Here is a 24,585-nt window from a genome sequence, read left to right as displayed (position 1 = left end):
TTGTAAAATTTGACCTTAGGCAGATTTTTTACTGGTTCCTATAAAATTTTTGACTGCTTGTTGTGCTCGGTACACACACTCGTAATTGATTTTACAGTGCACATACTTTCCAACTTTTTCAGTCTGCAATACACCCGCAAGCTTAAGAATACTAAGATGCTGTGAAGTCACAGATTGCTCAATTTTCAAAGCATTGTAAATCTTGTTAACATTTACAATTCCTTGCTTGTCAATAAATTGCAGAATTTGCAGGCGCAGTGGATGGGCTAACGCCCTCATCAGCTCGCAGGAATAGTCGAGCTTAACTGCATTGAAAGATACCTTAGTCTTCTTCATTGAAGTTTCTTATTTTGATTTTCGTAGTTATGACCTTGACAGCACAAATATCTAAAGATATTTCTAATTTCAAAACAAAATATTAAAAAAATTTAATATTTGTTGTGTGGTCATTTAAAACAAGTAACGTAAGGTATTTGCTTTAATCAAAAAAAAAAAGACTTTACTCGGTTTTACATTTGCTATCCCGCTAGTTCTTCAACTAGTTTAGATATTTGGTTCAAACGATCACGATCCAGAGAATAGTAAATAAATTTACCCTGCCTGTCTGTTGCAACCACACCTGCCCTACGCAAAATGGCAAGATGTTGAGAGGCTACTGATTGCTCTAACCTTAGCTTAATGTAAATGTCAGTCACAGTGAGCTTGTCTTGCTCCTCCAATAGGTCAATCACCCTCTGCCTAAGCTTGTGGTTGACAGCGCGCAAAACCAATACGGCCTTCCTGAGGTCCGCATAATCGAGCTGAATTTCTTTGCCGCCCTTTTTCAGTGTAATCGTTTCGTTTTTTTTATTCCTCATGTCACAGAATTTAATAAAATGTGCAATAACGAATAAGGATTATCCAAAAATGTGCCAATTTTGGAATAACTGGGATTTATTTTAGTAGGCGAATTTTGATATGCCGGTTTATTATATACATTAATAGCTCTTATACTGTTTTAGTTCAATGAGTTAGGCAACTTTTCCTTTGGTGTTGTGATGTTTGGGTCCATCAAATATTCTGGAACTGAGTTTTGAATCGATTCAAATTGACCCATTCGAAAACAGCTGAATGCCAATTCAATTTGATGACTTGCCAATGGAATAATATTCTTCACAACACATTGAATATCTGAGATTTGAAAGCTATCTTCTACTATATTCGTTCCAACTATTAATGCCTTTTCAGGTACAATATTGTGCACCCTAAAGAATACTTCGTCGATCTTACTGGTGTGTATCTCCTGCATGTTAGAGCCATCCCTTTTATAGAGACAAACAAAATACTGATCCTTCCGCAGAGGCTTCAGCACAATAATAGTCTGAATCTCCGCAACCAAAGAGGTTTTTGCAGCTTCTGCAAGAAGCCTCATCCCATTTAACTGAATAAGAGGTTTACTTAACCCCACACACAATCCTTTGATGGTCGCAAGTCCTGCCCTAAGCGATGTATAAGCTCCAGGACCAATGTTTATACTGATCGCCTCAATTTGTTCCAACCTGAGATTAGATCCTTTCAGACAATCTCTGATACAGGAATTCAGAAATCTTACAGGGTCAGAAGCTTCCTTATTAATCTCATGAATGAGATTCCCATTATTGGAAACTGCTACTGAACAGGTCCTTCCCGAAGTCTCTACATGTAAAAGGTGATTCAAGCTATTTGGACTTTCTATTTAGGATGACATCATAATGATTTTGGTCAGCCAGGATTTTTATTCCCTCTTTGACCAAAGGATCATGCTGCAACCTGTTGAGTAACTTGCCACTTTCATAAAATTTCCTCGCAACCAACTCTTCTCCAATAACAAATCCAATGAGGTCTTTGTGCTTCTCAATTTGATTCCATTGATCTTCGTCTAGCTCCTTTTTGATATGTCCAAGTTCCTCAGTCAGGCCTTTCGAAGCATTGTCTGACGCCAATTCCAGCAATTCTTTCAGTTTTTGCTCTAAAACTGATCGGTCATCAAACTTGTTAACTCTCAGATAGTCAATAAATTCATTGATCTTTTCAAATTTATAACTTTTTGCATCTACGGGAGCTGGATTCTTCAAAAGATAATCTGTACAATAATTAAAAATCCAACTATCGTCTATTAATTTTTGAACAATCAAAGGGTAATCAGCTTCTTTTAGTTCAATATCCGGTCTGACTCCTCCCCCATCAAGTACATTTCTTCCATTTTTTGTTTTGAAGGTGGACCTTAGTGAATCTGGTAAATGAACTTTAAGGCCATTGTCATACCTGACACTTTGAATACAACGGCCAGAAGGTATATAATACTTAGAAATAGTTAACTTTACCTTGGCATTATAGCCTACATCCTTGGTATTCTGTACCAATCCCTTACCATAAGAGATTTGCCCAATAATAACACCACGATCCAGATCTTGTATGGCCCCACTAACTATTTCAGAGGCAGAGGCAGAATTCTTATTGATTAATACAACCAATGGTATATTTTCATCTACAGCGCCCGCCATGGTACTGTAATTCTGGTCGGTTTCCTTTAATTTACTCCTGGTACTTGCAATCAGTTGTCCCTGTGGAAGAAAAGTGTTACAAACATTTACAGCTTCATGCAATAACCCACCTCCATTTTCTCTAAGGTCCAAAATGACACCTTTCAGTCCCGGATTATCCTTTTTAAGCTTAACAACAGCTTCCTGAACATTTCTGCCGGCATTTTCAGTGAAGGTCGTTAAAATTAAATACCCAACTTGATCATTAACCATTCCTGAATAGGGCACATTGGGTATATTAACTTCATCTCTTACTAATTTTAATACTCGGGTTTCTTTTTCTCCAGGCCGTTGAATCTTTACGTCAACTTCTGACTTTGGAACACCTCGCATGATTTGGTACAGATCTTCACTTTCCTTGCCCTTCGCATCAAGTCCATTAACTTCCAGGACTTTGTCTCCAATCTGTAAACCAGCCTTAAAGGCTGGAAAATCTTTATAAATTTCTGTAATGGTAACATAATCGCCTATTTTTTTTGCCTTGGCACCAATCCCATTATAGCGCCCCTCCAACGCAAGGCGGTAATTTTCAATCTGGGCCTCTGAGATATAATTTGTAAATGGGTCAAGGGTATTTAGCATTGCGTCAATTCCAGCCTTCATCAATTTGGAAGGATCTGTCTCGTCTACATAGTTTGCGTTGATTTCCTTATATACATTTGCAAATATTTCAATGTTCTTGGTAATTTCGAAGTACTTGTTGTAATTCCATGCTGCCCCTAAGCACAAAATAAAAACAAATAACAATCCCAAAGGCCATTTCATTTTCTCCATTCTAACCATACCTTGTCTTTTCAATCTAAAGTACAAACGCCAAATGAAAAGGTTTAGTGCCAAATTTTCAATCCACCCCTATATTCTTTTGGGGTTTGTCAAAAAATATATAATTGGGTTCAACTTGGCAAACTTGTTTCATCATACTTTTCATTCAGACAAAATTTTATTCTTTCATGTTGCAATTAATTAGCCGCAAAGAAATTATTGTAAAATATAATAGAGAAATATAAAATTTTATACCAAATATTATTTTATCAACTAGTTTTCACATTATATTTCATAGAGAATTTCATACCTTACAACATTCAATTAAATCACATAAAACAAATCGAAAATGAGTACTGATCCCAAACACATCAGAAATGTTGTTTTGCTGGGCCACTCACATTGTGGCAAAACCAGCATGATTGAAGCAATGCTCTATGAATCCAAAGCCATCACCCGCAGAGGAACCGTGGAAGCTGGAAATACGGTTTCCGATTTTAGTGACATCGAACAAGAAAGAAGGGGTAGCTTATTCAGCAAACTCATGCATGTAAATTGGAAAGAATCTAAAATCAACATCGTGGACACCCCCGGGTCAGATGATTTTGTTGGTGAGATATTATCCTCTATGAAAGTCTCGGACCTTGGAATAATGGTCCTCAATGCCGCCCATGGTGTAGAGGTTGGAACCGAACTGATATGGGAATACAAAGAAAAGTTTCAACTCCCAGGAATGTTTGTTATCAATCAGTGTGACCATGAAAAAGCTGATTTTGACAGTACTCTTGAACAAGCCATCTCCAGATTTGGCCCAAAATTAATTCCTTTTCAATATCCCCTGAATCCAGGGAAAGGATTCAATTCAATTATTGACGCTTTAAGAATGGTAATGTATGAATTTGGTCCTGATGGTGGCAAACCCATAAAAAAAGATATTCCTGCCTCAGAATTAGATCGTGCTAATAAAATGCACAATGCCATCGTGGAGGCGGCTGCCGAAAATGATGATACCTTGATGGAACATTTCTTTGAAACTGGAAATTTGGAAGAATCTGAACTTGCGGAAGGTCTCCGAAAAGGGATCGCAAAACAGCATTTGTTTCCGGTTTTTTGTGCCTCCTCTATTAAAAATATGGGGACAGGCAGAATCATGGGATTTATCAACGATGTCTGTCCTTCTCCTGCTGACAGGCCTCTCACGAAGCTGACCAAAGGCGAATTGGCGATTTCTACTTCAGGGCCTGCCACAATTTTTATTTATAAAACCTTTAGTGAACCAAAAGTTGGAAGAATTTCATACTTCAAAGTTTATTCCGGAAAAGTAAAGGCTGGAGATGAGCTCATTAATAATTCAAATAGGGGCCACGAAAGGATCAATCAAATCTTTGTTTCCAATGGAAAAAATCGTGAATCAGTAAGTGAATTGGTCGCAGGGGATTTAGGTGCTCTGGTAAAATTAAAAGATAGCCACACGAATAATACACTCAGCGTAAAAGGTAATGACATTGAAGTTGAACCTATTCCATTTCCTGAACCAAGAATCAGGACTGCCATTCACACAGAAAATAAAAATGATTTAGAAAAACTTGTGAAGGCAATTCACGAAATTCAAGAGGAAGACCCAACACTCATTTTTGAACAATCCATGAGGCTTAAACAAAATCTTTTACATGGTCAGGGACAAATGCATCTCGATCTCGTAAAATACAGAATTGAAAAATTGCACGGGCTGCACATGGATTTTGTTAAGCCGAGAATTCCATATCTTGAAACCATTACCAAATCTTCAGATACTTCTTATCGGCATAAAAAACAATCCGGGGGATCTGGTCAGTTTGCTGAAGTCCACATGAGGGTGGAGCCTTTTTTTGATAACATGCCGGAACCTGCTGGGCTGACAGTTAGAAACAAAGAGGTCGAAGAATTGGATTGGGGTGGAAAATTTGCTTTCTATTGGTGCATCGTTGGAGGATCCATTGATGCAAAATTTTCAAACGCTATTAAGAAAGGCATTATGAATAAGATGATAGAAGGTCCTCTCACTGGTTCGTATTGTACCAATATCAGAGTATCCGTTTATGATGGAAAGATGCATCCTGTGGATTCAAACGATATGGCATTCCAGATTGCTGGCACCATGGCTTTTAAAGAGGCGTTCCAACATGCCGGGGCTCAAATAATGGAACCAGTTTATGACTTGGAAATCCTGTGCTCGGATGAAGTGATGGGAGACATTATGGGTGACTTGCAAACACGTAGGGCAATCATCATGGGTATGGATTCCGATGGCCATTACCAGAAGGTCAAAGCAAAGGTACCCTTGTCTGAAATGCATAATTATTCATCATCGCTTAGGTCGCTCTCCCAAGGTAAGGCTAAATTTTCCATGAAGATTGCAGAATATGCACCGGTATCTCCTGATATTCAGCAAAAATTATTGCAAGAGTATCAAGCTTTGCATAAAGAAGCTGAAGAATAGCCTACTTTTGTTTTAACCTTAGGAATTAACTTAGGGATTATAATAAGCATTAATCATTGGAGATATTCTTTGATGCAAAAAGGCTTTTCTACAACAAAACCGGCTTGGGTAATTATGCAAGATGGTTAATTAAATCATACTTGGAGCATCATCCGGAAGATTTTTTGTATCTCCTAAAACCGGGTCATAAATCCTCTCCTTGGCAAAAGGACTTTGAAATGGATGGGATTAAAAGTATTGAGTATTCAAATCCTTTAGGACTGACAAGAATTTTTGGATTGTCTAATATCATTTCCCAGGGCAGTATATTTCACGGGCTTAGCGGGGAGATACCTCGTCTAGATAATAAGAAATGTATAAAATCAATAGTGACCATTCACGATGTAATTTTTCGTAGCCGAAAAAATGATTATTCCATGATAGATCGCAATATCTATCACCTTAAAACCAAATATGCTGTAAATCATGCTTCTCATATCATCTCAATAAGTCAAAAAACTAAATCGGAGTTAATTAGATTTTACGACGTTGATCCAAATAATATAAGTGTGGTTTACCAAAATTGTGCATCACAGTTTTATGAACCCATTGATGCAGATTTAAGATCTCGCTTTTGCAAACAATATGGGCTGCCGTCTACATACTTTATTTCAGTCGGTAGCTTTAATCCGAGAAAAAATCAAAGGAGCATTTTAGAAGCTTTAAAAAAAACTAAGATATTAAATCGCATACCGGTTGTATTTATTGGAGAGGGTTCCATGAAAAAAGAATTCAAAGAGACTGTTTTAAAAATGGAATTAGATAAATGGTGCTTCTTTCCGGAAAAAGTTAGTACAAAAGAATTATGCGCTGCATATGCAAATGCAGTAGCATTAATTTATCCTTCATTAAATGAAGGCTTTGGAATTCCTGCAGTGGAGGCTTTAGCAATTGGAATACCTGTAATTGGACATGAACAAACAGCAGTTGAAGAAGCGGCTGGCATGGGAGGGGTTTTTATAAACACAACAGAACCTGAATTATTCGCTCAAAAATTAAATGAATTAGCTCACAATTCTGAGCTAAGAAGGGATCTTATTGCCAAAGGAAAAGCCCATATTAAAAATTTTAGTGAAAAAATAACCATGAATCAACAAAAATTTATATACGAAAACCTAAGGTAATATTTTACGTATTAATTTGTTTTTGAGTAAATTATGGATTTACATACATTATATACAATTAAAAAAAATATTATTTTTATAGAATTGGTACGGTTTTTACATAATACCTAACAGATTTCATTCTTAAAATTTTAGGTTTCATTCTCATTCATTCAGCGGCGCTAGATAAACGATTTAGCGCCGTTTTTTAGTTGTGTGAAATTTGTTATTGCATCAGTCATTAATAATAATTCAACTGTTAAAAAAAGTGCGACGCTCAACCCATTGTAAAATAGAGCACCCTACAAACACCGATGGTAAAAGTGAAATTCAATATTATAACATTAATAATTTAACGGAAAAAATATATCATTTGGTTGAATGAAAATTTACCTGTGACAATTATGGTTAATAAAATTTTCATTAATTCAACTAAGTAAGTAATCAAACAAATAAAATGTTGGAACTAATAAATATCCAATAATTCTCGAATTCATTATTCGAAACTTCTAGGCGTTCAGCAAAAAAAAATCAAATGTCAAATTAAAAATTCCACCACATTCGTCCTCCCTTAAAAATTACACATGTAGTGTTCAAAATTTACAGCAGGACACAATTTGTCAAAATAACACTGGAGTAAGTGGATCTTAAATTTACAGTAAGATAAATCAAATACCTTCGGAGTAAATTAAATTTATTAAAAATATTATATCTCTGGATATTGCCAATTCAAATAAATAAAATTATACCCAACTTATTGTTGGAAGATGTAAAATCACCAACATTGCATTTTATTGATAATAGTGAGATTTAATTTACCTAAATGTGTGTATATGTAAGGTAAATTAAATATTTGCACATTTAAAAATCAACGCCTTTCCCTAATTTATAATCAGTAATTACTTCTTTCCGTAATGCATGCCTATTTCTGTTTTTTCAGGGGTTGATAACCCAGCATGACCTTTACCGTACATCTTTCCTAAAATTGGAGCAATGGTCAAACCAACTAGACAAGTCAGCTTTATTAATATATTCATGGAAGGGCCAGATGTATCTTTGAATGGATCCCCAACTGTATCTCCAATTACCGCAGCTTTATGTGGCTCAGATCCTTTGTAATAAGTTACACCATCTATCACAACACCTGCCTCAAAAGATTTTTTGGCATTGTCCCAAGCGCCTCCTGCATTGTTTTGAAAGATAGCCCAAACTACTCCGCTGACACAAACTCCTGCCATGTATGCACCCAATGGCTCAGGTCCCATAAAGAATCCAATCAAAACAGGGACTACAATTGTGATAAGCCCCGGCAACATCATCTCACGCAAAGCTGCTTTGGTTGATATTGCTACACACTTAGCATATTCAGGTTTTCCAGTACCTTCCATAATTCCTGGAATCTCTCTAAATTGTCTCCTAACTTCGTTTACCATTTCCATCGCCGCCTTCCCCACTGATCTCATTGCCAATGCAGAAAATACAACGGGTATCATACCTCCGACAAACAAAGCCGCTAGGGCATCTGCTTTAAATATATTGATACCATCAATTCCTGTAAAGGTGACATACGCTGCAAATAAACCAAGGGCAGTTAAAGCAGCAGAGGCAATTGCAAAGCCTTTTCCAATAGCTGCAGTTGTATTGCCTACTGAATCAAGTATGTCAGTCTTCGTTCTAACCTCCTTTGGTAATTCACTCATTTCAGCAATTCCGCCTGCATTATCAGCAATTGGACCAAATGCGTCAATGGCCAATTGCATCGCTGTGGTTGCCATCATCGCGGAAGCCGCTATTGCTACTCCATAAAATCCAGCAAATGAATAAGCTCCCCAAATAGCCGCTGCAAATAGTAAAACAGGGCCGGCAGTACTGAGCATTCCTGAACTTAAACCTCCAATAATATTTGTGGCTGCTCCGGTTCCAGATTTTCTGACTATATCAAGTACAGGTCCTTTTCCTAAACCAGTGAATAATTCTGTCAACCAGGATATTGCACCCCCTACAAAAAGACCAATTAAAACGGCATAAAAAACTTCATTTGGACTGACACTTACATCCCCCTTGCCAAAGAATTTCATGGTCATGGTTTCTGGAAGCATCCATTGAATTAAAAAATAAGAAGCTACAGCAGTCAAAGCTATTGAGCTCCAGTTTCCAAGATTCAAAGCAGATTGAACCTCCTGCTCTCTTGCCTGGTCATTTTTTACTTTAACTAAAAAGGAACCTAAAATTGAAAATATTATTCCCAATCCTGCCAACAACATAGGCAATAGAATAGGACCCAATCCACCAAAATTATCCGTAGCTGTAATGTTGCCCCCCATATCCCTTATTACATAATTTCCCAAAACCATGGCAGCAAGAACTGTAGCAACGTAGGATCCAAAAAGATCTGCACCCATACCTGCCACATCTCCTACGTTGTCTCCAACATTATCCGCAATGGTTGCAGGATTTCTAGGATCATCTTCGGGAATTCCGGCTTCCACCTTACCAACTAAATCTGCTCCCACATCCGCCGCTTTAGTATAAATTCCTCCTCCTACTCTGGCAAAAAGGGCAATTGATTCAGCTCCAACTGAAAACCCAGCTAAGACTTCAAGAATAATACTCATCGCTTCAACCGGTTGGCGACTGATGCCTTTTATAGTAGCTACTTCCCAAATACCTCCCATAAAATACATAAAAAACAAAGCGAATAATCCACAGAGCCCCAACACTGCAAGTCCGGCAACACCCAAACCCATTACAGTTCCTCCTTTAAAAGAAACCTGTAAGGCCTTTCCGAGGCTGGTTCTGGCTGCTTGGGTGGTTCTGACGTTTGCCTTTGTTGCAATCTTCATACCTATATACCCTGCACTTACAGAAAAAATAGCTCCCAATACAAAAGCTACTACAATAAGCCAGTGGGTAGTATCTACCAGACTACTTAAAACTCCTAGCAATGATCCGGCAATTACTACAAAAATGGCTAAAACTCTATATTCAGCCTTTAAAAAAGCCATTGCACCTTCCGCTATATGGTCTGAAATGCCTTTCATTTTGGCATCTCCTGGATCTTGTTTTGAGACCCAATTGTATAAGTAGGCCATATATATTAAGCCAAGAATACCAAATAGAGGTATGAGGTAAACAAGATTTTCCATGGTTTTAACGTTTTTTGAGCCGCAAAGATAACGGAATTATCAAAAATCCCAACTTAAGCCGCTAATGGGTCGATCTCAACGTTCATAATAAAACTAACAATTGCTAAATTGGTCTGTTGTATTAAAAATAAAACCTAATTAACATTCTGATGGAAAGGTCAAATTGAAAATATCTATTCAATATTTATGTTAATAATTATTCATTTTCATTTCAATCAGAAAATTCAAAATTACTTTACGATATGATTTCAAAACTAAGCACAACGGTCAGTTTAATTTTCTCTGTTCTATTTATTTTATGCTCCTGCAAAAATGATACACAAAAAGAAAGTTCCCCTACATTAGGTGAGGTGAAGGTTAGTTGTGATAAGAGTTTAAAAGATCTCATTTTACAACAAGAAAATATCTTTGAAAGGGATTATCCATATGCAAAAGTGGAATTAGATTTTCTAAATGAAAATGACTTGTTCAATAAATTTTTTATTGACTCTGTTCAAACCATCATCACATGTAGAAAACTTTCAGATTCTGAAAAGGATTTCTTACATAAAAAACAAAACATTCATCCACGGGAATTCCCCTTCGCCACAAGTGCGCTCGCCTTCATTTCTTCACAAGCCAGCAGAGACAGCAACATAACTTATGAAGATATTATTAAGCTTGTAAAGGGAATAGAAAGCGACGGCTTTTTTAAAAGTCTCGTCATCGAGGATAAGCAATCTGGATTGGCAATGGATCTGTTGATTAGAGCAAATGTTACTAACCCTTCGGCACAAATGTTTGCATTGAACTCTAAAGAAGAAATATTGAATTATCTTTCAACTCATCCTCATTCACTTGGTGTGGTTGACTGGAGCGAGTGGAGTGATTCAGATGACATAAATGCCAAAAATAAAATCAAAAACTTTAAAATCATCAAGATCAGTAGACCTATAGATTCTATACAAAATGGATTCCTGGCCCCATTTCAGTATATGCTCAGTCAGGGAAATTATCCCTTTACAAGAGATCTTTTTGTGATTAGCAGATCCGGAAAGTCTGATCTAGGCTTAGGCTTTGCTTCATTTATTGCAGGCGAAATTGGTCAAAAAATTATACTGAAGGCTGGGTTGTTACCTAAGTACCAATCTGACCGTTGGATTGAACTAAAAAACTCGGACCCGAAGGTTGTAGAGTGATTTAATTTAAATTTAACATTGAATTCCGAACGATTAAGTTGTTTTTAGTGTCAAATGGTTAAATGGCAACTCGCCTGAATTCTAAATAAATTACCATGAAAACTTTTAATTTTGCCAGCTTTAAAATCAACCAAATGAATAAGAACAGAATCCTGATTTTGTCTATATTGCTGTTTTTCAATGCTTTAATATCAAATTCTCAATCTCTCCAAGATGGAATTAAACAATTGGAAAACGAAAATTATTCTGCTGCATTGAATACTTTTACCAAATTGAATGTCTCAGATCCAAAAAACCCGCTCTATGCTTATTACATTGGGGAGGTGCATTATGCGTTGGAAAACTATGAAGCCGCAAAAACAGCTTACCAAATTGGTTTAAATACAAGTTCTAAATGCGATGAATGTCGAATTGGACTTGGAAAACTTGAGTTGGACAATGCAAGAGTTTCTGAGGCCAGGAAATTATTTGATGGTGCGCTGAAGGGAAATAATAAAAATCATCAAATAATTGGACTTGTCGGAGATGCCTTCCTTTACAGCAAAAAACCAATGCCAGATGAGGCTTTAGAATATTTAACCAAAGCAAGAGACCTTGACCCTAAAATTGCCAGATATTGGATTCATTTAGGTGACGCGCAATTGGCCAAATCAGATTTGGGTGCTGCTATGACCTCGTATGAGACTGCTGTGGAAAAAGACAAAAGTAATCCTGAGACTTATGTAAAGATGGCCAGGATCTGGAGTGCCAGCAAAAAATATGATCTTGGTATTGAAAAACTAGAAGCTGCGATCGTCATTAAACCGGACTATGCAATTGCCTACAAAGAACTTTATGAGCAATACATAAAAAACAAAAATTATAGCAAAGTCCTTCCAATTTTAGAAAAATATGTTTCACTTTCCGGTGATGATGTTGGTGCAAAAGTCAGATTGGTAAAGTTCCTTTGTTTTCAGGCAAAGGATTATGAAAGAGCCATTATAGAAGGAAATAAAATAATTGCTACCAACCCTGAACAATATACTATTTATAGGTGGTTGGCCTGGTCATACAGTGAGCTTGACAAAGCTGAGGAATCATTTATCGCCAGCGAAAAGTTATTTTCAGCCGTAAGTGAGGATACAGCAAGAAAAACTTTTCCTTCTGATTATGAATATTTTGCCAAAGCCTCAGCAAAGCTTAAAAAAATGGAAATTGCTGAAAAAAACTATTTGAAAGTACTTGAACTTGATCCGTCAAGATCAAACGAAATTTATGGACTCTTAGCAAAAGCATACTATGACCAAAAGATGTACGACCGATCAGCAGACTGGTATGCAAAAAAGGAAAGTATTCAACCTCTGAACAATACTGACCAATACTATTTAGGACTTGCACTTTTCAATCAGGGCTATTATGATAAAGCAGATTCAAGTTTTGCCAAGGTATTAACTGTTACTCCAAATTATGCGAATGGATGGTTGATGAGAGCAAAATGTAACATAGAATTAGATTCAAATCAAATAAATTCTCTTGCAAAACCATTTTATGAAAAGTATATTGAGTTTGCTGTTGTTGATAAAGAAAAGATCAGTGTTAAAAAGAACCTTATAAATGCTTATAATTATTTAGGTTATAGTTCTGTACGCGATGAAAACTATGCAATGGCCAAAACATATTTCGAATTGACAACCTCTCTAGACCCTGCAGATGAAAGAGCTCTTGAAGCCCTTAAAATTCTAAATAAAAAATAAATTCTGTTGCCACATTGAAAAAACTTGACTGAATAAAATCAGTCAAGTTTTTTCATGCAACATCTGCTCAAAAACATCAAATAATTTTTCAGACGAATTTCTAATTGTTTCAATCACGCTTTCTAATGTGGTAACTTCATGCAATCCCGTTTCAGGTGATGAATTTGAAACTATCGAAGCACCCAATATTTTCATTCCACATTGATGCGCAACAATAACTTCAGGCACAGTCGACATCCCCACTATATCTGCGCCTAAAAGCTTAATCATTCTGTATTCAGCAGGAGTCTCTAGACTAGGACCTTGAAGTCCAAAATAGATCCCTTTCTTAAATTCTATTTTCAATTTTTCACAAGACCTTTTAGCGATCGCTAATTCTTCAGGGGCATAAGTGGAAGACATATCAGGAAAACGAATACCTAATCTGGGATCATAAGCCCCTCTAAGAGGATTTTCAGGATGAAAATTAATATGATCATCAATGAATACAATTTCTCCGGCATTCAAATGTGGATTCACCGACCCGCTGGCATTTGTAAGCCAAATTCTATTTACACCCAGTTCATGAAGAACGCGAATCGGATAGGTAACTTCTTGAATGGAGTAACCTTCATAATAATGAAGTCTTCCTGATAACAAAAGCAATTCAACTCCTTTCCATTTTGCAAGAATTAATTTTCCTGAATGGCTTTCTACAGTGGTTGGAACAAAATTTGGTATTACTTTATAACTAATCTCCTTTATAACTTCTAACCTGTTCACTAAATTGCCAAGGCCTGTTCCCAGGACAATAACATGTTTAGGAATGGTACTAAATCTTTCTTTAATAAATACAGAACTTTGTTGAATTTCATCAAAAAGACTTACGCTCATTCTTAATCAATTATCATCGTTTGAGGATCAAGTACCTGTTGTTCAAGTATTTTAGGAAGAGGTAAAAACTCATATTGTTGATTTCGCAATTGTGGGATAAAACCTGCCTCTTTGATTGCATCCTGAATCCCCTTTGCAGTAAACCTTTGCTGCGCTCCCGCGGCAGAGACTACATTTTCTTCTATCATAATACTTCCAAAATCATCAGCTCCTGAATGGAGACAAATTTGGGCAGTAGTCTTCCCAACTGTAAGCCAGGAGGCTTGAATATGAATGATGTTTGGAAGCATAATTCTGCTCATTGCTATCATTCGGATGTATTCATCCTGTGTGCATGCATTTCTGGCTCTTTTGAGCTTTCTTAACATGGTGCCTTCATCTTGAAAAGGCCATGGAATAAAAGCTAAAAACCCGTTTGCATCCTTAGGCTTTTCTGTCTGAACCTCTCTCAATAGAACCAAATGTTCCATTCTCTCAAGATTGGTTTCAACGTGACCAAACATCATGGTAGCGGAAGTGGTAAGCCCCAACTGGTGAGCTGCCCTCATGACATCAAGCCATTCCTTTGCACCACATTTTCCCTTAGATACTAATCGTCTAACACGGTCATTTAATATCTCAGCACCTGCTCCTGGTAAAGAATCAAGACCCGCTTTAATTAATGCTGATAAAACTTCAGTATGGTTGGTTTTTTCAAGTTTAGCTATGTGTGCAATTTCAGGAGGCCCTAATGCATGCAACTTTAAATTAGGATATAGAGATTTTAACTCTTTAAATAAATCTACATAATAACTCAAGCCCAAATCTGGATGATGCCCTCCTTGCAAAAGCAACTGCTCTCCACCAAGTTTAAACATTTCCTCGATTTTGAATTTGTATTCATCGATATTGGTTATGTAGGATTCTTTATGCCCCGGTGGACGGTAAAAATTGCAGAATTTACAGTTCGCTACACATACGTTGGTGGTGTTGGAATTTCGATCAATAATCCAGGTGACCTTATTACCCGGATTCTGCTCTTGTCTTAATTGGTTTCCCACCCACATAAGTTCAGGGGTGGAGGCATTTTCAAAAAGGAACAATCCCTCAGCGGCAGAGAGATATTCTTTATTGAGGGCCCTATATAAAAGCTGCTCTTTTTGCATACAATATTGGCCAAAAATATGTATATTTGCACTGGTTTTACAGAAAGGGAACAGAAAGTTCCCTTTTTTGTTGCCTGTAAGCAAGAAATGTATACAGAAGAAGTACATAATCTTTTATTGGAAAAGTTCAAAGAAGAAAACTTTCAAGATTGTTTTCTGGTTGCTCTTGAACAAAAAGGTAAAAATGTAGGTGTTTTCCTGGATAGTGACAGTGGAATCCAATTGGAAACCTGTCGCCAAATTAGTCGCTTCCTTGAAGAACACTTTGACCAAAATAAGTGGTTTGGTGAAGATTACGTTTTAGAGGTTTCTTCTGCCGGATTAAGCAGGCCATTAAAATTTCCTAGGCAATATGTTAAAAATATTGGCCGTGAATTAAAAATGGTTCAAATAGATGGATCCCAACTTCAAGGAAAACTAATACAAGCAGACCTTGAAAAAATTACCCTTGAGTGGGAAGAAATACGGAAAGAGAATAAAAAGAAAATTAAAGAAATAAAACAGATTCTGGTACCTTATCAACAAATTAAAGAAGCTAAAATTATTGTCAAAATATGAAATTAGTTGAAACTTTTGCTGAATTCAAAGCAGGTAAAAATATAGACCGTCCAACAATGATGAGAGTCCTTGAGGATGTGTTCCGTTCATTGATCAAAAAGAAATATGGATCAGATGATAATTTTAACGTCATCGTTAATGCCCAAAAGGGGGATCTTGAAATCTGGAGGATTAGATCGATTGTCCCAGACGGTGAGGTAACAGACGATTTAAAAGAAATAGCAATTTCCGAGGCTCTTGTAATTGATGAAGATTATGAGGTTGGTGCAGAATGCTATGAGCAAGTAAACTTGGATGATTTTGGTAGGAGGGCCATCATGGCCGCACGACAAACTTTAGTTTCGAGGGTTATGGAACTCGAAAAAGATGATGTCTTTAAAAGGTATTCTGAACGGGAAGGTGAGTTGGTTATTGGTGAAGTGAATCAGGTCCTTAAAAGAGAACTTTTAATAATTGATGATGCAACAAATAATGAATTAATTCTTCCAAGAACTGAAATGATTAAAGGTGACCATTTCAGAAAAGGAGATATCGTTAGGGCTGTAATTAAAAAGGTTGAAATGAAAAACAGTCTTCCTGTTATTCACCTCAGCAGGACAGACTCCACCTTCCTTCAAAGACTAATGGAACAAGAAGTGCCAGAAATTGAAGATGGATTGATTGCAATACGAAAAATCGTTCGAATTCCGGGAGAAAGGGCAAAAGTTGCGGTAGAATCTTTTGATGATAGAGTGGATCCTGTGGGTGCATGTGTTGGTATGAAAGGTTCCAGGATTCATGGAATCGTGAGAGAATTAAGAAATGAAAACATAGACATCGTTAATTTTACAAATAATCTTAATTTATATATTCAAAGATCCTTGACTCCTGCAAAAGTGAACAGTATTGAAATAGATGAAAAAAATAAAAAAGCCAGTGTCTATTTAAATGCCGATCAACTGTCTTTGGCAATCGGAAGAGGTGGGTCAAACATAAAGCTAGCATCTAAGCTGACCGGTTATGAAATTGATGTTTACCGTGATCAGGTGGAAGGTGAAGTGGATGATGTGGATTTGGACGAATTTAAAGATGAGATTGAAGAATGGATTATTGATGCCTTGAAAAACATAGGTTGTGATACTGCCAGAAGTGTACTTAATCTTAGTGCGGAAGAATTAATTAGAAGGACAGATTTGGAAGAAGAGACCGTTAAAGAAGTACTGGATATCCTGGCAAAAGAATTTGAAGATTAATTATCATGCTAAAAGCAGCAGATTAAAGAAGAATAAAGGTAAAAATTAAGGATGACCAAAATATTAATAAAAGTAGCCACTGAATTTAACATAGGGTTGAGTACAATAGTCGATTACCTTCAGTTGAAAGGATTTGACATTGACAACAAACCTACAGCCAAGGTTACAGATGAAATGTATAATGAGCTCCTAAAGGAGTTTCAAGGGTCTATTACTGAGAAAGAGCAAGCTGCGCAATTACAAAAAACTGTGGTGGCCCCGGTTAAGGAAAAGGTATTACCTAAACCAGAAATAAATTTGTTTGGCACCCCATCAGCACCTCCTCCTGCCCCTCCTGCTCCTAAAATAAAAAGTGAAAAAGAATCTGAAGAAATCTTCAAAGCTAAATTGGATGAGGCTGATATGCCTAAGCTAAAGGTTATTGGAAAAATTGAACTCGAAAAACCTGAACCGGAGGTAAAAGAAGTTGAAATACCTCAGCCGGAGCCGGAGGTAATTCCTCCAATTGAAGGAGAGAACGAAATTACCAGAGTAGAAACGCCTACTTTGAAAGGTTTGAAAATCCTTGGTAAAATTGATACCAACAAATTTAAAGAACCTTCAAAAAAGAAAGAAGAGCCGAAAAAAACTACAGATACTTCTGTCAAACCATCTGAATCTGCTAAAAAAGAAAGCGAGGAAGATGCCAAAAAAAGAAAGCGGAAACGCAAAAAAGTCAGTCCAACTGACTTTGGTTCAGAAAATAGAAATACGCAAACCAATAGAGGTCGAAATACTCAGGATGCTCCGGAAGTTAAGGAGGTCTCTAAAAAAGAGGTGGAAGATAAAATCAAGGCCACAATGGCTCGCCTTAATTTTAGTGGAAAAAATAAAAGGCAGAAAATCAGAAGAGACAAAAGGGATGAAATGCGTGAAAAAGCAGAATTGGCAGAATCAAATGCCCATACTGACGTCATACATCTCACCGAATTTGTAACAGTGTCTGAGATAGCCAGTTTGATGGATATACCTGTTACTGATGTCATCATGACATGCATGAATATGGGTATTATCGTGTCTATTAATCAACGATTGGATGCAGAAGTTATCGAAATTCTCGCGGAGGAATTCGATAAAAAAATTGAATTTATTTCTGCTGAAGAAACTACGGAAATAGAATCCGATGATGAAGACGCACCTGAGGATCTGATTCCAAGAGCACCTATTGTAACTGTGATGGGACATGTCGATCATGGAAAGACGTCTCTCTTAGACTACATCAGAAAAACAAATGTAGTTTCTGGTGAGGCTGGCGGAATTACCCAACATATTGGTGCTTATGAAGTAAAGGTTGGGCCGGATCAGAAGAAAATTACCTTCCTCGATACTCCCGGACACGAAGCGTTCACCGCTATGAGGGCTAGAGGGGCAAAAATCACTGATGTCGCTGTTATTATTGTGGCTGCAGATGATAGAATTATGCCGCAAACTAAGGAAGCTATTGCCCATGCTCAGGCAGCAAACGTGCCTATAGTGTTCGCAATAAACAAAATAGACAAACCAGGGGCTGATCCTGAACGAATAAAAAATGAACTGTCCCAAATGAATTTCCTTGTGGATTCCTGGGGAGGAAAATATTCTTCTCAAGAAATTTCAGCAAAAACTGGACTTGGGATTGAATCTTTATTGGAAAAAATAATTCTGGAAGCAGAAGTCCTTGACCTAAAGGCAAATCCGGATAGATTAGCTTCTGGAACAGTGGTGGAAGCATCTTTGGACAAGGGTCGCGGTTATGTGGCAAAATTACTTGTTCAAAATGGAACGCTGGAAGTGGGTGATGTAGTCATTGCTGGAGAAAACGCTGGTAAAATTAAGGCCATGTTCAATGAACGTGGACAAAAACTTAAATCAGCCGGACCTTCTTCCCCGGTCATGGTATTGGGTTTAACCGGAGCTCCAACTGCAGGAGAAAAATTCAAGGTTATGGAAGATGAGTCTGAAGCCAGACTTATTGCAACCAAAAGAGCGCAAATTAGCAGAGAGCAAGCCAATAGAGCCTCCAAGAGGATATCTTTGGATGAAATTGGGAGACGTTTGGCTTTGGGTAATTTTAAAGAATTGCGCCTGATTATTAAAGGAGACGTGGATGGATCTGTTGAAGCGCTTTCCGACAGTTTGATCAAACTTTCAGTTGAAAGTATAAAAGTATCGGTACTTCATAAAGCGGTAGGTCAAATTATTGAATCCGACATATTATTAGCATCTGCTTCAGATGCTATTGTTATAGGATTCCAGGTTAGACCTTCTCCGGCAGCAAGGACTTTGGCAGAAAAAGAAGGGGTGGAAATAAAAACCTATTCTATAATCTATGAAGCCATTGAAGAAATTAAAGCTGCAATGGAAGGTATGCTTGAGCCAACCAAAGAAGAAAAAATTGTCGGTCAGGTAGAAGTCCGGGATGTATTTAAAATCACTAAAGTTGGAACCGTTGCCGGTGGAATCGTGATAGATGGTAAAATAGCCAGGAATAATCCAATCAGGGTGATAAGGAATGGAATAGTTATTTACCCAAACAAAGAAGGGGGAATGGCCGAACTGCAATCGCTCAAGCGTTTTAAAGATGATGTTAAGGAAGTCAAAGAAAATATGGAATGCGGTATAGCCATCAAGAATTTCAATGACATCAAAGTTGGGGACATTGTGGAAGCCTACGAAATCACTGAAGTTAAGCAAACACTTAAGTAAGTTATTTCTCTATAGAATTAATCTTCCTCAAGTATCAAAAACCTGTTTCCCATTTGATACATGGGTTTTGTAGATATTCTAAAAACAAATTACCAGAGAATCATTTTATTTCTCCGTGGCCGTTTTGTATAACAGTAAGGTATCGTTTCTAAACATTGTTTCAAGTTCCATACTGTCTTTATGCTCTGACCACCTTTGAAAAGGACCAGTCTTAAGGTTTTTTACAAATTGGGCGGTAAATTTCTTGTTACCGTTTTTATAGAACAAGGTGTCTCCACCCTCCTGTAAACCATCAACAAAATACTGTACCTCCTCAAGCTCGCCCGTTTTATAAAAGTTCAAAGCTCTTCCATGCTGTTTCCCATCTTTAAATAGCCTTATTTTTTTTAATTCTCCGGTATTGTAATAATCGAACATCGTATCCTGGAACGACCCATTAACTTTATAATAGGTTCTTTTTATTTGTCCATTCTCATATTTTTCTTCATGGAAAATCCGCTTGTTTTTATCCGTACAAGCAATAAAAAATACTGCAAAAAGAAGCAATGTATACAGTTTCATAGGCAAAATTTAAAAAAAAAACCAGCTAAAATAGCTGGTCTTTTAATTTATAAGTTTATAATAAATTGTTCATTACTTTCTCCATGGAAGTGCAGAAACACGAGCTCCAACCTCTCTGCCTAATCTAACACCTTCCACACAATCAATTCGAATGTGAACACCTAAAGGTATTCTCGACAATGCATCTTCAAGCCCCAAATCACTAAAGTTATAGAAAGTTCTTGGAGATCCAATGAACTCAGTGCGATTTTCGTGACATCTATCAGTTAAGGTATAATGATCTCCCCAAACTGCGGCCAAGGCAAATGCTCCCCCACCTCCAAATGTCGAATGACCTGATGGATAGGCAGGAAAAGCAGGTGTTACCCCTTTCTGTCCGGTATAAGGGTGATCCAGTTGAGATTCCCAGGAAGGATCAATTTGATCTTTTATAAAATGCTCTGGTCTTTCGGTATTATAATACCACTTTGAATTCCAACAAACCACTGCACAGTCATTCAAAGTAATACCCATCAATGCATTGGCATATACGGCTTCTTCCAAAGTTGAATTTTGCTTCACAAAAACCTGATCCATAACAGCGACCATTCTTGGAGGAGGCGCAAAAGTTAGACCAAAGAGATCGTCAGACCAGAATTCTGCAACCCACTCGTCTTCATAACTGGCTTTGGGTGTGGTGGCTGCATAAACTTCTAAGTTATTTGCATACCATTGAGAACTTTTAGCTTCACTATAAGGCAATGGAGGTCTCGAAATTTTTTGAGAATTATTGGTAGCAAAGGTGCGAACCTGCCCCCAAAAAGGAAACATCCCCCCATCCGGGTTGTCATTTGTCGGCGCCCATTTCCCTGGGATTCTATTTCCGGATGCATCCAAACTTTTTTCCTTCCAATTGTGATATGGTGTCTTAGTTGGATCGTTGCTTAGTGGATTAAGATAAGCCTCATGACCAATTTTATCTGTTGTAGACCATTCCCAAATTGCTCTGGCAACATCCTCGCCCCAAGCCTTTGAATTAATGTACTTAGTGTTATTTATTTGGCTCTTGTATTCATTTTCAAGACTTAGTCTTAAATTCTCAATCATTTGCTGAGCTTCAGCATTATTTGCAATATGGCTTCCGGTACCGGATTGGAAAAAACTTACCTTTTCAAACATTTTACTCATCAAGAAGGCATAAGCTGCATTAACCGCTGAAGGGTAATGTAAATCTTTAGATCCGGTGAGTTCAGGAATTTTTGCTCCCTGAAAGTTAGGCAGATTTTTTAATGAATTGTACTTTGGCATCCCAGGTACGCATACCTCATAGGCGGCTATTGACATGTAAGCTAAAGCCCTTGGACCAGGTCCTGGTCTGAAACCTAAGGCATCCTTATCTATATTTAAAAATAATTCATTCCACGAATGGACAACTTTATAGTCAAAACTTGCAGCATTATTAAATTCGGTCTGGGTCTCGCTTTTTCGACAAGAAGGCATCATGAGTACTACGAAGAGAAGTAATGCGCCTAATTTTATAAAATTTGATTTCATAATTGAAAATAGGTTGATAATTCAGAATTGCTTGGTCAGTTCAGTTTAACGTGTGCAAAATTATAGATTTCGACGTGATTTTGTTAACCAAAATTGATTTTCCTTAAAAAAATATTTTATATATATAAATTTTTTTTATAGGTTGAAGATTCCACTGATGAATTGTAAAAATAGAAAAATTTTATATTAAATAATAAAATAATACGTAATTTGACATTATTATAATACTTTAGCTTCTATTTGGAATATCATTTTTGTTAAATTCATAGTATTTACTGGCTTCTTCTTCTTTGTATTTTTGAACTTGTAGGAGAGAGTCTGTGACGGAATCACTGCAAATAACGATTAATGATCCTTGTTTTGCATTCTCAATGGCGTATGAAATTGCCTCTTTTTCATTTGAGATAATGGTGATTTTTTTCTCAGGATCATATTGTTTAATACCCCTTACCATCATTTCAACAATTTCCTGCTCTGATCTTCCTCTCAGATGTTTATCCTGTCTGATAATCAGTTCATCAAAAATAGAAGCTGCTACAGATCCAATTGCTTCATTGTCTTCCTTGCGACGGTCACCTATACCGGCAATAATTCCAACTTTTGGGCTTCCATCCATTTTCTCAACTAGCTTTTTGAGGGCATTAAGTCCAGCTGCATTATGAGCATAGTCAAGAATAACATCAAAATTCTTAAAATTAAATAAATTAAGTCTACCTGGAGTTTGCGCAGGTGAAGGAATAAAACTTTCTAAACTTGAACTGAGGTCACCGAGTTCGAAACCATGTATATAACCTGCCAAAGTAGCTGGTAGTACATTCTGGATCATAAAACTTGCTTTTCCACCAAATGTTAAAGGAACGTTTACCGCTTTGGTTACCCTGAGTTTCCATTCCCCTTTGCATATAGTGATAAATCCGTTCTCATAGATGGCACATAATCCACCCTCTCTCATGTGTTTTTTAATCTTTCTGTTGTTTTCGTCCATAGAAAACAAGGCGATTTTACAATTTGCTTTTTCTCTCATAGCATAAACCAGGTCGTCATCTGCATTGAGAATGGCATATCCGTCTGGTTTAACAGACTCCACAACCACAGCCTTTACCTTGGCTAATTGTTCCAAAGTATGAATTCCTTTTAGTCCAAGATGGTCTGGTGCAATATTGGTGACAATACAAGTATCACAATTTTTAAACCCTAAACCTGCTCTAAGGATACCTCCTCTTGCAGTTTCGAAAACAGCAAAATTTACCGTTGGATCCCTTAATACAAATTCCGCACTGCCAGGTCCGGAGCAGTCTCCACTCATCATCATATGGTTTTGAACATATATTCCATCCGTAGTGGTATAACCTACCGTATATCCCTTCATTTTCACCATGTGTGCCATCAGCCTGGTGGTAGTAGTCTTCCCATTGGTTCCTGTTACTGCAACAATTGGAATTCTTGAAGGTGAACCCGGCGGATATAACATGTCAATAACCGGTGCGGCAACATTTCTTGGTAACCCCTCAGCAGGTGCTAGATGCATTCGGAATCCTGGCCCGGCATTTACTTCAAGCACTGCACCTCGTGTTTCATAAACTGGGGAACTGATATCATTTGTCATAAAATCAATTCCACAAATATCCAGATCTACTACTCTGGAAATCCTTTCTGCCATAAATACTATAGACGGGTGGACAATATCTGTTACATCCACAGAGGTTCCACCAGTAGAAAGGTTTGCAGTATCTTTTACAACTAAAATTTCTCCTTTTGAAATTATGGTGTCCAGTGTATATCCTTTCAGTTCCAGTAACTTCAAGGTAATTTCATCAATCGAAATACTTGTCAACACTTTTTCATGTCCATATCCTCTTCTGGGATCAGCATTTACCAGGTCAATTAATTGTTGAACTGTATGTTTCCCGTCGCCTATTATCCTTGCAGGCAATCTTTTAGCGGCAGCTACCATCTTGTGATTTATGACCAAAATACGGTAATCTTCACCGGTAATAAATTGTTCGACGATAACTGAAGTGGAGACCCTCTTCGCGTTGTGCAAAGCATTCACTGCCTGATCCCAACTCTGTATATTGGTAGTGATACCTCTACCATGATTTCCATTAATTGGCTTTATGACCAATGGATATTTAAGATAATTTATAGCATCCTTAAGCCCGGCCTCAGTCCGGACTATTTCACCTTTGGGGACTGGTATTTCGGCTTGATTTAACAGGTATTTAGTCTCCTCTTTGTCTTTTGCAATCTCGACACCTATGTTAGAGGTCTTATTTGTAACAGTAGCCTGAATCCTCCGTTGATTCCTTCCATAACCTAATTGACAGAGGCTATATTTATTCAATCTTATCCACGGAATTCCTCTGGCTTGAGCCTCTTCAATAATCGATCCTGTACTCGGGCCAAGGCGATTGCTTTCCCTTAATTCCCTCATTTCCTGAAGATCTGGAGACAGATCGTAGGAATTCCCTTCAACCAAAGCTTCGGCAATCCTTACAGATGCCTTGGCTGCGTAAACGCCAACTTTTTCCTCCAGATAGTCAAATACAACATGATAAACACCTTCTTCCCCGTATGTTCTGGTACGCCCAAAACCAACATCCATACCTGCCATTGTTTGAATTTCCAAAGCAATGTGCTCCACAACATGACCCATCCAGGTACCTTCCTCAATTCGTTGATAGAACCCGCCCTCGTTACCCACAGAACAACGGTGACCGTATAAACCTGGGAGCAAATCCTTTAAACGATCAAGAAATCCTGGAATATGATTGGTAGGTTTTTGTTCCAAATCTTCAAGATCCAAAACCATTACAATCAGTTTATGCCTTCGGATACTCCAATAATTGGGTCCTTTCATGACGTTTATTTCTCTTATTCGCATATTTTCATTCTGTTTTTATATTGGCCAATATTAAGAAATAAGTTTGTATTCAAAAGAGTATATTTAGTTTTGCA

Annotated in this window: 17 protein-coding genes; 7 read left to right on the top strand and 10 right to left on the bottom strand. The window is 37.3% G+C overall.

Annotated features, from left to right (window positions below):
- Positions 1-15 precede the first annotated feature (15 nt).
- The 4 genes from IPJ53_03025 to IPJ53_03010 all read right to left on the bottom strand — a co-directional run bounded on the left by IPJ53_03025 (position 16) and on the right by IPJ53_03010 (position 3,326).
- Complete coding sequence (locus tag IPJ53_03025; protein ID MBK7798063.1) at positions 16-336, bottom strand: helix-turn-helix transcriptional regulator; 321 nt, start codon at positions 334-336, stop codon at positions 16-18.
- 182 nt (positions 337-518) lie between these two features.
- Positions 519-857: a helix-turn-helix transcriptional regulator gene (locus IPJ53_03020; protein ID MBK7798062.1), complete on the bottom strand. Its 339-nt coding sequence runs from the start codon at positions 855-857 to the stop codon at positions 519-521.
- Between the two features lie 140 nt (positions 858-997).
- Positions 998-1,696, bottom strand: a complete 699-nt coding sequence (gene tsaB / locus IPJ53_03015; GenBank protein ID MBK7798061.1) for a tRNA (adenosine(37)-N6)-threonylcarbamoyltransferase complex dimerization subunit type 1 TsaB — start codon at positions 1,694-1,696, stop codon at positions 998-1,000.
- A 1-nt stretch (position 1,697) separates the two neighbouring features.
- Complete coding sequence (locus IPJ53_03010) at positions 1,698-3,326, bottom strand: S41 family peptidase (GenBank protein MBK7798060.1); 1,629 nt, start codon at positions 3,324-3,326, stop codon at positions 1,698-1,700.
- Between the two features lie 346 nt (positions 3,327-3,672).
- Between IPJ53_03010 and IPJ53_03005 the strand changes: the two genes are divergently transcribed.
- Positions 3,673-5,802, top strand: a complete 2,130-nt coding sequence (locus tag IPJ53_03005) for an elongation factor G (GenBank protein ID MBK7798059.1) — start codon at positions 3,673-3,675, stop codon at positions 5,800-5,802.
- 104 nt (positions 5,803-5,906) lie between these two features.
- The gene (locus IPJ53_03000; protein ID MBK7798058.1) at positions 5,907-6,965 is read left to right on the top strand and encodes a glycosyltransferase family 4 protein; all 1,059 of its coding nucleotides are present in this window, start codon (positions 5,907-5,909) and stop codon (positions 6,963-6,965) included.
- A gap of 878 nt (positions 6,966-7,843) precedes the next feature.
- On the opposite strand, the gene IPJ53_02995 is transcribed toward IPJ53_03000, so the two are convergent.
- Positions 7,844-10,090: a sodium-translocating pyrophosphatase gene (locus IPJ53_02995; GenBank protein MBK7798057.1), complete on the bottom strand. Its 2,247-nt coding sequence runs from the start codon at positions 10,088-10,090 to the stop codon at positions 7,844-7,846.
- A gap of 242 nt (positions 10,091-10,332) precedes the next feature.
- Between IPJ53_02995 and IPJ53_02990 the strand changes: the two genes are divergently transcribed.
- Together IPJ53_02990 and IPJ53_02985 are read left to right on the top strand one after the other, a co-directional pair.
- Positions 10,333-11,268: a substrate-binding domain-containing protein gene (locus IPJ53_02990; protein ID MBK7798056.1), complete on the top strand. Its 936-nt coding sequence runs from the start codon at positions 10,333-10,335 to the stop codon at positions 11,266-11,268.
- Positions 11,269-11,402: 134 nt separating this feature from the next.
- Positions 11,403-13,001: a tetratricopeptide repeat protein gene (locus IPJ53_02985; protein MBK7798055.1), complete on the top strand. Its 1,599-nt coding sequence runs from the start codon at positions 11,403-11,405 to the stop codon at positions 12,999-13,001.
- 42 nt (positions 13,002-13,043) lie between these two features.
- Here IPJ53_02985 and IPJ53_02980 read toward each other — a convergent pair whose 3' ends face one another.
- A complete protein-coding gene (locus tag IPJ53_02980; GenBank protein ID MBK7798054.1) occupies positions 13,044-13,874 on the bottom strand; it encodes a purine-nucleoside phosphorylase in 831 nt (276 codons plus the stop codon).
- A gap of 2 nt (positions 13,875-13,876) precedes the next feature.
- Positions 13,877-15,019: a dehypoxanthine futalosine cyclase gene (mqnC, locus tag IPJ53_02975; protein ID MBK7798053.1), complete on the bottom strand. Its 1,143-nt coding sequence runs from the start codon at positions 15,017-15,019 to the stop codon at positions 13,877-13,879.
- Positions 15,020-15,037: 18 nt separating this feature from the next.
- On the opposite strand from mqnC, the gene rimP reads away from it, so the two are divergent.
- Genes rimP through infB form a run of 3 tightly spaced genes read left to right on the top strand, consistent with a single transcriptional unit; the run spans position 15,038 to position 19,533 of the window.
- The gene (gene rimP, locus IPJ53_02970) at positions 15,038-15,577 is read left to right on the top strand and encodes a ribosome assembly cofactor RimP (protein MBK7798052.1); all 540 of its coding nucleotides are present in this window, start codon (positions 15,038-15,040) and stop codon (positions 15,575-15,577) included.
- Positions 15,574-16,809 carry a transcription termination/antitermination protein NusA gene (gene nusA, locus IPJ53_02965; GenBank protein ID MBK7798051.1) on the top strand — a complete coding sequence of 412 codons (1,236 nt, stop codon included), beginning with the start codon at positions 15,574-15,576 and terminating at the stop codon, positions 16,807-16,809. Before rimP ends, nusA begins: the two co-directional genes overlap by 4 nt.
- A 51-nt stretch (positions 16,810-16,860) precedes the next feature.
- Positions 16,861-19,533 (top strand): translation initiation factor IF-2, encoded by a 2,673-nt coding sequence (gene infB, locus IPJ53_02960; GenBank protein MBK7798050.1) that lies wholly within the window; start codon positions 16,861-16,863, stop codon positions 19,531-19,533.
- A 105-nt stretch (positions 19,534-19,638) separates the two neighbouring features.
- Here the strand turns inward: infB and IPJ53_02955 are convergent, their stop codons facing one another.
- From IPJ53_02955 to cphA, 3 genes are all read right to left on the bottom strand, one after another.
- The gene (locus IPJ53_02955) at positions 19,639-20,094 is read right to left on the bottom strand and encodes a hypothetical protein (protein MBK7798049.1); all 456 of its coding nucleotides are present in this window, start codon (positions 20,092-20,094) and stop codon (positions 19,639-19,641) included.
- Between the two features lie 72 nt (positions 20,095-20,166).
- Positions 20,167-21,627 (bottom strand): vanadium-dependent haloperoxidase, encoded by a 1,461-nt coding sequence (locus IPJ53_02950; GenBank protein ID MBK7798048.1) that lies wholly within the window; start codon positions 21,625-21,627, stop codon positions 20,167-20,169.
- Positions 21,628-21,856: 229 nt separating this feature from the next.
- Positions 21,857-24,511 (bottom strand): cyanophycin synthetase, encoded by a 2,655-nt coding sequence (gene cphA / locus IPJ53_02945; protein ID MBK7798047.1) that lies wholly within the window; start codon positions 24,509-24,511, stop codon positions 21,857-21,859.
- Positions 24,512-24,585 lie beyond the last annotated feature (74 nt).

The organism is Candidatus Vicinibacter affinis, from assembly GCA_016714365.1.
Taxonomy (GTDB): domain Bacteria; phylum Bacteroidota; class Bacteroidia; order Chitinophagales; family Saprospiraceae; genus Vicinibacter; species Vicinibacter affinis.
This window is presented reverse-complemented; position numbering and strand designations above follow the sequence as displayed.

Coding starts and splice junctions, on each gene's coding strand:
- IPJ53_03025 (MBK7798063.1), bottom strand. CDS start 336: ATGAAGAAGACTAAGGTATCTTTCAATGCAGTTAAGCTCGACTATTCC.
- IPJ53_03020 (MBK7798062.1), bottom strand. CDS start 857: ATGAGGAATAAAAAAAACGAAACGATTACACTGAAAAAGGGCGGCAAA.
- IPJ53_03010 (MBK7798060.1), bottom strand. CDS start 3,326: ATGAAATGGCCTTTGGGATTGTTATTTGTTTTTATTTTGTGCTTAGGG.
- IPJ53_03005 (MBK7798059.1), top strand. CDS start 3,673: ATGAGTACTGATCCCAAACACATCAGAAATGTTGTTTTGCTGGGCCAC.
- IPJ53_02995 (MBK7798057.1), bottom strand. CDS start 10,090: ATGGAAAATCTTGTTTACCTCATACCTCTATTTGGTATTCTTGGCTTA.
- IPJ53_02990 (MBK7798056.1), top strand. CDS start 10,333: ATGATTTCAAAACTAAGCACAACGGTCAGTTTAATTTTCTCTGTTCTA.
- IPJ53_02985 (MBK7798055.1), top strand. CDS start 11,403: ATGAATAAGAACAGAATCCTGATTTTGTCTATATTGCTGTTTTTCAAT.
- IPJ53_02980 (MBK7798054.1), bottom strand. CDS start 13,874: ATGAGCGTAAGTCTTTTTGATGAAATTCAACAAAGTTCTGTATTTATT.
- mqnC (MBK7798053.1), bottom strand. CDS start 15,019: ATGCAAAAAGAGCAGCTTTTATATAGGGCCCTCAATAAAGAATATCTC.
- rimP (MBK7798052.1), top strand. CDS start 15,038: ATGTATATTTGCACTGGTTTTACAGAAAGGGAACAGAAAGTTCCCTTT.
- nusA (MBK7798051.1), top strand. CDS start 15,574: ATGAAATTAGTTGAAACTTTTGCTGAATTCAAAGCAGGTAAAAATATA.
- infB (MBK7798050.1), top strand. CDS start 16,861: ATGACCAAAATATTAATAAAAGTAGCCACTGAATTTAACATAGGGTTG.
- IPJ53_02955 (MBK7798049.1), bottom strand. CDS start 20,094: ATGAAACTGTATACATTGCTTCTTTTTGCAGTATTTTTTATTGCTTGT.
- IPJ53_02950 (MBK7798048.1), bottom strand. CDS start 21,627: ATGAAATCAAATTTTATAAAATTAGGCGCATTACTTCTCTTCGTAGTA.
- cphA (MBK7798047.1), bottom strand. CDS start 24,511: ATGCGAATAAGAGAAATAAACGTCATGAAAGGACCCAATTATTGGAGT.